General features: G+C 45.7%; 6 protein-coding genes. All 6 read right to left on the minus strand.

Going from position 1 to position 9,112, the window contains the following annotated elements; all coding sequences use genetic code 11:
* Window positions 1-35: 35 nt before the first annotated feature.
* Genes J4N40_RS16840 through J4N40_RS16865 form a run of 6 tightly spaced genes read right to left on the minus strand, consistent with a single transcriptional unit; the run spans window position 36 to window position 9,108 of the window.
* On the minus strand, window positions 36-2,174 hold the full coding sequence (locus J4N40_RS16840; protein WP_053350479.1) for an ATP-binding cassette domain-containing protein: 2,139 nt from the start codon (window positions 2,172-2,174) through the stop codon (window positions 36-38).
* A complete protein-coding gene (locus J4N40_RS16845) occupies window positions 2,171-3,757 on the minus strand; it encodes an ATP-binding cassette domain-containing protein (RefSeq protein ID WP_005389021.1) in 1,587 nt (528 codons plus the stop codon). The genes J4N40_RS16840 and J4N40_RS16845 overlap by 4 nt, the downstream gene beginning before the upstream one ends.
* Window positions 3,747-5,171 carry a TolC family protein gene (locus J4N40_RS16850; protein ID WP_062730940.1) on the minus strand — a complete coding sequence of 475 codons (1,425 nt, stop codon included), beginning with the start codon at window positions 5,169-5,171 and terminating at the stop codon, window positions 3,747-3,749. The genes J4N40_RS16845 and J4N40_RS16850 overlap by 11 nt, the downstream gene beginning before the upstream one ends.
* The gene (locus J4N40_RS16855) at window positions 5,146-7,377 is read right to left on the minus strand and encodes an ATP-binding response regulator (RefSeq protein WP_250654595.1); all 2,232 of its coding nucleotides are present in this window, start codon (window positions 7,375-7,377) and stop codon (window positions 5,146-5,148) included. The genes J4N40_RS16850 and J4N40_RS16855 overlap by 26 nt, the downstream gene beginning before the upstream one ends.
* 3 nt (window positions 7,378-7,380) lie before the next feature.
* Window positions 7,381-8,730: an HlyD family type I secretion periplasmic adaptor subunit gene (locus tag J4N40_RS16860; RefSeq protein WP_250654596.1), complete on the minus strand. Its 1,350-nt coding sequence runs from the start codon at window positions 8,728-8,730 to the stop codon at window positions 7,381-7,383.
* Between the two features lie 9 nt (window positions 8,731-8,739).
* Complete coding sequence (locus tag J4N40_RS16865; RefSeq protein ID WP_031777210.1) at window positions 8,740-9,108, minus strand: hypothetical protein; 369 nt, start codon at window positions 9,106-9,108, stop codon at window positions 8,740-8,742.
* Between the last annotated feature and the right edge of the window lie 4 nt (window positions 9,109-9,112).

Consider the following 9,112-nt stretch of genomic DNA (forward strand, 5'->3'; position numbering starts at 1 on the left):
CAATTATGAATGATGAACCACACCACATTCCGAACTTAACTTAGACTTTTTAAGTACTTATCGGTTAACCCGAAATACTTCAAGTTGCCATCTGGCTCCAAGACTAAGCTCATATTGGATGTAGAGATCATGCCCGGATCATTCGTTGAGAAAATAACGGTCTTATTGAGTAGTTTGTCGCTGAATAACCGCTTGAAGTAGTGCGAGTTTTCTTGCTCAGCACCATTAAATGGCTCGTCAATGATAATCAAAGATTGTTCGCAGTTACCTAGCCCTAATGCGAGCCGCAGTCTTTGTTGAATACCATTTGGTAAACTTTTACAGATATCAACGCTCAATTGAGTGTCCAGGCCTTGTGGCAACCATGTATCGAGCTCAAAGAAACTCACCATTTCACGCATTTTTTCTGTTGGGATTAACCCATTATGCAAGATGAAGTTAGTCTCCAAGGAGCCTTCAAAAATATGCAGGTTAAACGGGATGTAGTTAATCGAGGTTCGATAGCGGTAACTGTTGAATTGTTTGATGTTATAACCGTCCACCGAAACTGAGCCTTGATAGCGTTCCTCTAGCCCAGCGATAATAGAAATGAGCGTCGTTTTACCGCAACCTGTTGGTCCACAAATCACAACTTTTGCGCCCGGTGGAATTTTAAAACCAAGATTAGTTAAGCCTGTTGCCGCACCACTATAACGATGGCTCACACCAGAGCCGACGATACTACCTTGAAATAGGCGAATAGGGGGGCTTTTCTCTAACGTTAGCTTATCGTCATTCATCGCCATAAGGTTGTTGATTTGCGCAGAAGACGCCTTAATGGATTGGAACTTAGAAATAGAGTTGTAGATGCCCATAATAGGCCCCAACGCCTTCCAGACTAAAATTACGGTAGCAAGCATTGCACCTGCATCGGAGGTGCCGTCCATCACGCCGATAACGGCCGCGACGATACTTGCGGTACCAATAACCTGAATCAAACTCCCGCCTGCTGCCTGAACCCTGCTATTAGTCACTGAAACATGTTCTGCATCGTTGGTGCTTTGTAAATGCGATGCGCTAAAGCGGGACTGGATAACACGCAATAATGGCAAGCCTTGGATGGTTTTTATACCACGAAGAATCTCATTCCATTGGTAAGAAACCATGGCGTTGGCGCGAGAGCTCTTGGACGTGGCTTGCGAGTAGATGTAACGAGAATAAACACAGAACACCAACATTAGAATCAACCCCGCCATAACGACTAGCGCTGCGGTACCAGACATAAGAGCAATGGCAATAATGAATACGATAACAAACGGCATGTCGAAGTAGCTTAATGTTGACTCTGCGGTTACCAAACGGCGGAAAGTGTCGATGTCCTTCAATCGTGCTAACTGAGAAGAGACACCAGCGGTAGATGTCATCGAATAAGGAAGCCACAACAGTTTGGATATTACGTTTTGAGAAATATGCACCGCCAAATCCTTTCCTGATGTGGCGATGATGTTGACCCGCATTTTCTTGAAAAAGTATTCCGAGAACCCAACAATCACAGCAAATAACGTGAGCCAATAAAGCGTGGCTTGCGAGCTAGAGGTTAAGGCGAAGTTGTACACACTCATAATAAAAAAGGGCTGGAGTGCGCCGAGAATGCTGACCACGAAGCTGAGAATAATCAGGCTTTTGAGTTCATTGTTGTAGCGATAAAACGCGTATTTAATCCAGTTACTGCGGTCTTGAGATTCAGGTGGCGGTTCTCGGAATAAGCGGGAGTATTCGCTGATCGAGACCAACAAGCACGGCTTCTTGCAGAGCGGGTATTCAATGGTGTTGTTATTTGTGTAATCAAACAGGATCAGTTTGCCGTCTTTAGTGCCCAAGAAAATCGCAGTGAGGTTTTCTATCTCGATAAAACAAGGATGAGGATGCCCCTCGATGTGCTCCAACGTTTTTAGTTTGGTGACGTCACAACGGTAACCAAGGCGTTCAATCGTAGCGATAAAACTGTCGCTGTCTTTTGGTTTAGGGATAAAAGCGTCGCTGAGGATAGAAGGTGTGCCTTCCCATTCAAGCGCTATGAGGGTGTAAGCTAAACCACGAATCAAAGGTGACTCATTGTATCGCTCGTCATAACTGCGAGCCTCAAAGTCCAACAAGCGCTGAGGGACATTATTAAAATCAACCAAAATACTCATTGGTCACCTCCGGTAAGTTTGACGCGTTTGAGGCGATGATTGAGTTTGTCCATCTTGTTGCTGACGATGATGAGGATTTTGTCGTTGGCGCGATAGGCGGTGCTGGTCAAAACCAATCGAGCAAAGTCGTCATCATAAACACAGTCGATGTCGTCGAAGATCAACACACGTTTGTTCGCGAGTAAGGCACGCACTAACAACAAGGCATAAGCGACTTGGCGCGAGAATGGGTTGCGTAAATGTCCTTTAAGCTCGGTGTAAAAACCAGCGGGAAGGGCATCGATTTGTGCCTTGATGTTCATGGTTTCGCAAAGCGCAAATGCCGTGTTATTTAAGCTCGGGCGGAAACAAGTCAAGTTGTCGATGATGGTGCCTTCGACGAACGAACTGGTTTTGTCGACCATGAGCACGCTATTACGCCAGACGTTGTAGTTGACGTCATCGAGCGGTGTCTCGTTGATTTGGATATCGAGCTTGCTGTCGGTGTTTTGCCGCGTAATGCAATTGGCGAGGTGGGTTTTACCTGCGCCGCTTTTCCCCGTCAGCAAGTAAGCCTGACCGCGTTCAAACTCAATGCGTTGTTTTTCCGAATACTTCACCGAGATGCGCTCGACTTCCGTCGTGTCGTTTTGTTGTTCTATAGATGCAGCAAGCTCAAGCAGCTCGGCGATACGTTGAATATGAAGCTTGTTCAACTCCCATCGACTCACCGTGCGCATTACTTGCTGGTATGGCGCGAAGTAGCGGTTGGTAAGCATGATGATGGCAGCCATGATGCCTTGGCTCGATTGCATGTTGATAACTGCCGTTGCCAAAACCACCACCACACAAGCGATGGAGAGCTGTTGTATGAGCGACAAGATAAGGTTGAAGTTTGATTCAATTTGCTCGTATTTGATGTTCTCGACTTCACGTTCTTCCACCATTTGTGTCATCAAGCTCTCAACGCGATATTCCATATTGCGCGCTTTGATATCGAGTGGGCTAGAGATGATCTCGATGATTTTAGAAGTAGTTAAGCCTTCGATGTCGGATTTGTTTTCTAAGCTGTTGATTTTCTGCTTAGATAGGCTCAGTGCGAACACCGCCAAAATGATGGAGGCGAGCAAGATGGTCACTCCCGCCCAAATGTTGATCACACCGATAATCAGAATGGTCAGTATGCTGACGGCAAGGTTGATCAATGCCCGTACAGATTCTCCGCCAAAGAAGGATTTAATCTCGGGAATGGTGGCAATACGCTCTAAGTATTCACCGGGTTCTAGGCGACGAAACTTCGATATCTCAGCCAAACAGATGGATTGAAACACCTTGTTGGTTAAGTTAGTTTCGAACTGCTTCATGATCACCGACGAAATCTTCTCTTCCTGATTCTTTAAGTGATAGTCGAGGAAGATAGTGATCAAGATGATGGCAAACAGAAGAAACAGCGTGTCTTTGGCTTGGTTAGGTAAAACACGGTCAAAGATAATAAGAATCGAAAAGGGCAGCACTAAACCAAACAGTGTTGAGATGACCGTTGAGAAAGTCAGATAACACTTGTCAGCAAAGTTAATCTTTTGGGAAAAGTGCTCAGTTTGCATTGCGACCTCCTTTCTTAATCGATGGTTTAGAGAGAAGGTGTTTTGGAACTAAGTCTTGATTGCTTCTGCCTTCGATATCGCTCATCAACTGCATGATGCTTTCGATAGATTGAACCGATAGCATGCCTTTGATTTGCTCAAGATTGATCGATTCAATGATGTAGTCATAGCGCGCGCTCTCGTAATCACGTAGCGCGCTGAACAGTTTACTTTCCGCTGCCAGTAAGTCGGTAATGGTTCGCGTACCAAGCTGATAGGCGCGTTGAATGCCTTTGTAGGAAGCGTAGTTGGCACGGATGATGTTCTCGTAACTGCTGATGGCGCGGGAGAAGTCATTAATGTTGAGTACTGAGGTGTTAACGCTATTGCGCGTCGCGAACAATGAATCTTGGTACAGCAGCTCGGTTCGCTCGATGGCAGTCGACGATTTTTGATAACCGTAGTAATCCGAACCGCCGGAGAAAATTGGCACATTCAAGTTCAACCCGACGCTGGTCGAGTTACTGTCCCCTGTTGCGGTTGGGTCGGTTCGGTCATAGTTGTTCGCATCGTCGTAACGGTAACTGGCAGAGAGCGATACGGTCGGCACAAAGTTTGAACCGCTTTCTTTCAAGCCTCTTCGGCTGCGCTCGACGGTTTTCTTCGCAACCAATAAGTCGTTATTGAGCTTCAAAGCTTGTTCAAGAATCTCACGTTGTTCGGATTCGCTGATTTCCTCCAAGGGAACACTTTCGTAGATGTCTTGTGATGGGGTGACTGGGTATTGAACTTGAATCTCTAAACCGTTCAAAATTACGCGCCGGTCTTTCTCTAAGGTTCTTAAGCGATTGGCAATGCCTTCTTTCTGGGCAATTACCTCATACAACTCGCTCGCCGCAGTGTTGCCAAGTTCCACGTTGCGACGCATTTGGCGCTCACGTGTTTCAGACGATTTAAGTTCTACTTGGGTGGCTTTGATTTGCGCGTTGTTTTTGAGGTATTCGAAATATTGCGTCGCGATTTCAGAAATGGTGCTCTGGATTTTGTTCTCGTGTTTGATTTCCTCAATGTTGAAATCCAGCTTCGCGGTGCCGTATTTGAAGATGTCGCCAAGGTTAAACACCGATTGCGATAAAGACACGCTGTAGCTATTTGAGTTGTAGCTTGAACGTTTATCTGGTGTTCCCGTTAATATGGTCTCGTTTTCATTCCATGTTGTATCAGCGGCACCGTTTAAAGAAGGCAGGAACTTAGAACGGCTAATGTCGATGTTGTATTCGTTTTCTTCCACGCCTTTGTCACTAGCGCGCAGAGATAAATTGTTTTCCAAGCCGAGTTTGACCGCCTCAAGCAAGGTGGTCGCCATTGCCGAAGGAGCATTGCTCAATGTAAGCGCTGCCAATACGCAGCTAGTTAAGTTTCTGTACCGCCACATACTTGTTGATCACCTTGATGATTTCGTCGTTTTTATAAGGTTTGCTGATCACGTAATCCATTCCAGCTTCGATACAAGCTTGGTGTTCATTACTGCTGGTCAATGCTGTCGCGCCTATGATGGTGCAAGGGTTTTGTCCGCTCTCTTGTTCGTATTGTCGAATGCGTTTGGTTGCTTCAATACCGCCCATGCCAGGCATGATGCAGTCCATAAAAATGATGTCCGAGCGCTGATTCATGAAGTGCTGAACAGCGTCTGCGCCATCGCCAACGGTGTCGGCTTCGTATTCTTGCTTGCTCAAAATACGTTTGAGTAGAATCTGTTGAACACGGTCATCTTCCACAATCAGGAATGAGCTGTTCTCCATCTGATCTTCTGAGGCTTCCGCTTCCATGATTGCTAAAAGATTGGGGATAAACTCATACGGAATCGCAGGGGAGTTCAGAATCTTGTCGACAAAGGTATGGCTCTCTTGCGCTTGCTGAGTGCTAGTGACCGAGAGCAGCAACTTGGTGTTCGGGTGATTGCGCAGTTGCGATTTCACCGTTTTGCTCAGTGAGGGCAGCTTGTTTGGCTCGAACGTGTCGGTCAGCATGATGGCATCGTATTCGCCAAAGGTTTTTGCCGCAGAGAAGAGTTCGTTCGGCGTTCGAATTGGCGTAATCTCTAAGCCCAAGTTGACTAACATTTTGCTCATCACATCAATGCGCAGCTGAGAGTTGGCACACAGTAATAGGCGCTTATTGTCGAAGCGAGTTTTCTCGGTGTGGAAGCTTTTGGCTTTCAAATCGAGCTGAATTTGAAAACGTTCCTGATTGCCCGATTGATACCAATGGCTCTCGTAATAGCCATAATCTTTCAACACGCTTTTCGCCAAATCGTCTTTGGTTGCAGTGTGCTGTTTATGGTCGCTCCAGTGTAGGGTATTGAGCTTGGCAAGCGGCACATCCAGCGTGGTTAAGAAGTTTAGATTGATGGTCAGGCGGGTATTTTCAATGTCTGACGCCGCACCTGATTCAATGGTGACAAACAGTTTCTTGTCGGCTTTGAGTTGGATGGCATTTGATAGCTGAAGGAACAACACCCAGAATAAGCTGGTGGATTGTCCTTCAACACGGTTTGGTAAGTTATCTGAGATAAAGCAGTCTAGCTCACCTTCATTTCGCTGCACTTTTGAACTGATGTGAATCATCAATTCAGACAGTACATTCAGCAGTGAAAACTCTTTCGATTTGCTCTCGGTCCCTTGTGAAATGAGTCGGTTGTAGTTCTCTGCCAATTCAGACAGGGTATTGGCAGCCGAGGTTATATCTTGCGCCATCAACACGCCGCTCTCATCGGTCTCTTGAACGAGATATTGCACGCCGCCGTTAATGGTGTTGGTGATGCCACGAATCTCGTAACCAATCAGAGCATAGAGCTGCTTGTAGAGATCGTTATTGCGTTTTTGCTCTTCGAGTTTGCTGAAAATCAGTTTTAGGTGTGAGTAGATCTGACGCTGCTTAGGATTGATGCTCACTTCATTCAGCAACTCTTCCAACCTTTGTAAATCCAGTAGTTTGAGTTCTTGATAAAGCTCATCGAATTCTTGGTCAATGTCACGCTCATTCGAGCTGGATTTTTTCAGTTTAAGGATTGCCACCAAGTTCGATAGCACTGCGATACCAACCAGTACGACAACGACCACAAACAACCAAATGAAGAACTCGTTTTTCTCCATCATTAGGTCGCTCGCATGGTTGTTAAATATGGTCCGGTAGTTGTCGTCCATTTGTAGGTAGTTATTGGTGAGCGAGAGGTACAGTGCCAACACATCGTCGCGTGTTTTTTGGCTGTCTGAGAAGCGATTGATTGCCAGTTCAAGCTGCGAGTATTCGGTCGCGCCCACCAAGCTAAACTCGGTTTTGTTGAGTGACGCGAGCGACTTAAATTGGTCAATTTCGTCTTTCAGAACCTCAAAATCAAGCTCTGTTGTACTGCAATAACGTGCGCTTAAACAGCGTTGAAGCGTTTGAATATCAAACTCGATAGTTTGGTTGAGCTGTTGAGCTTGAACCAAAAGAGGCGCGTTTTGCACTTTCTCGACTGAATCCACTTTGTCCCAAGAGATATACAAATAAAAGGCGAGGGCAGCCAGCATCAAGCTGAAAGCGATGCTTAGGCGCATAACAGGAACGGAAATATTGTAAGAAGGTTTGCTACTCATCCATCACCTCTCATCGAATGCGTCTTCGATAGCCGACATAACCGGCTTCGCTGCGTATTCGATCACCCGGCGTGAACCTGTTTTCACGTCTGCGGTAAACTCCATATAAGGGGACAGCTTGTATTGTGTGCCTCCGCGCTCTAGATAGTTTTGACTGATTTGGATTTCCGCGAGATAGAATTCTGCGTCTTCTTCTTCATAAGAAGAACGGCTGATCGATGCAATTCGACCTTCCAAAAATCCGTATTTGGCAAAGTTGTAGGTATCCATTTTCACTTTGACCGCTTGTCCGATTTCTACAAAACCCATGTCTTTACGCGGGATCTTCGCCTCTCCGTGAAGGGCGTTATTGATCGGTGCAATGTCCGCGATGCTTTCACCTGGCGGTATCACAGCGGAGCGGAAGTTGAAGTGCACTTTATCTACTACACCGTCAATAGGGGCGTAAACCACGAGGCGATCCACTTTATCTGAGTGTTGAGGACGTAATATACGCTTCAACTTTAAGTCCTTGTTTGCTTGAATGATTTGTGCTTGATACTCGGCATTACGATTCTCCACCAAGTCTCGGTACTGCTTCTCTAGTTTGTCGAGTTGGAAGCGCTCATTCATGACCGACTCATCAAGGTTTTCTATCTCACGCACCATGTTTGACTCTTGAACCTGCATATTCAGAACATCGACGTAAGACGCCATTTCCTCTTTGTACAAGGTGTTCTTAATATTGAGCTGCTTGCGTATCAAGGAGAGCTGGTTCTCGGAGCTTTTACGGCGCTTGAGCATTGAATCAATCAACGAGTTCTTATGATTGATGTCGTGGGTGATCAACTCTTCATTGGAACGGTTTTTAGAAAATTCTTGCTGCCAGGTATTCATGTTGACTTGCACTAATTCTGGGTACTTTTCGATGTAGGCAGAAAAATCGGGTTCCACCATATCGCGCAGGCTTTCGTAACGAATCTTGTCTAGCTCTAGCTGAATGATCTCTGTGTTTACCGTATCGAGTTGAGTGTTTCTATCCAGAGAGCGAAGGCGTGCAATAGGCTGACCTTCGTAAACTACTTCGCCTTTGCGCACTAGCATTTCTTCTAGAATACCGCCTTCAAGGTGTTGCACTTTTTCGATGTCAGATTCGAGCAATAGCTCACCGCGCACCGACACCACAATGTCGATACGAGCCTGAGATGCCACGGCGATAGCCACCATGGAAAGCAAAAAGATAACCAGCAAGGTTTTGTGTACGCTGGTCATTGCACTGGCTAGCACGATTGTATCGTCTGTTGTTACCTTCGAAGCTTCGTTGTTCGAAACGAGCGCCTTTTTGAGGTGATGTTCTATTTGCTTATTACTCATGAGCCACCCCTACGATTCACTACCTGTGCGGCTATCGATTGAATTTTCGATTTTTAACAGCTGGCTAATTTGTTTGTTTACGTTGTTAAGCTCGGTTTTAACGTCCTCAATCAATTCATTAGGAGCAGGGAAATGGTGTTTGTTTAAGTGTTCAAGCTTTGCCAATTTTGGTGGTAAGTCGTCATCACATAACAAGACGAGAATGGTCTTTAGTCTTTTTGAATAACATCTGAGTGCTTCAAAACGGTTTTGTTTATGCAGCATCTCAATATCAATCCCTGCGTCACTGAAATCTTGGTAAAAATCGCCTAATAGCAATTGCAGCCCTTTATGGCTGTTGTCGACTGAGCGCAACAGATTTGTCATATTTATCATTATCCCA

The organism is Vibrio sp. SCSIO 43097 (assembly GCF_023650755.1).
Taxonomy (GTDB): domain Bacteria; phylum Pseudomonadota; class Gammaproteobacteria; order Enterobacterales; family Vibrionaceae; genus Vibrio; species Vibrio alginolyticus.

Excerpts from the sequence above, each read along its gene's own strand:
- J4N40_RS16845 (WP_005389021.1), bottom strand. The coding sequence starts at position 3,757 with ATGCAAACTGAGCACTTTTCCCAAAAGATTAACTTTGCTGACAAGTGT.
- J4N40_RS16840 (WP_053350479.1), bottom strand. The coding sequence starts at position 2,174 with ATGAGTATTTTGGTTGATTTTAATAATGTCCCTCAGCGCTTGTTGGAC.
- J4N40_RS16860 (WP_250654596.1), bottom strand. The coding sequence starts at position 8,730 with ATGAGTAATAAGCAAATAGAACATCACCTCAAAAAGGCGCTCGTTTCG.
- J4N40_RS16850 (WP_062730940.1), bottom strand. The coding sequence starts at position 5,171 with ATGTGGCGGTACAGAAACTTAACTAGCTGCGTATTGGCAGCGCTTACA.
- J4N40_RS16855 (WP_250654595.1), bottom strand. The coding sequence starts at position 7,377 with ATGAGTAGCAAACCTTCTTACAATATTTCCGTTCCTGTTATGCGCCTA.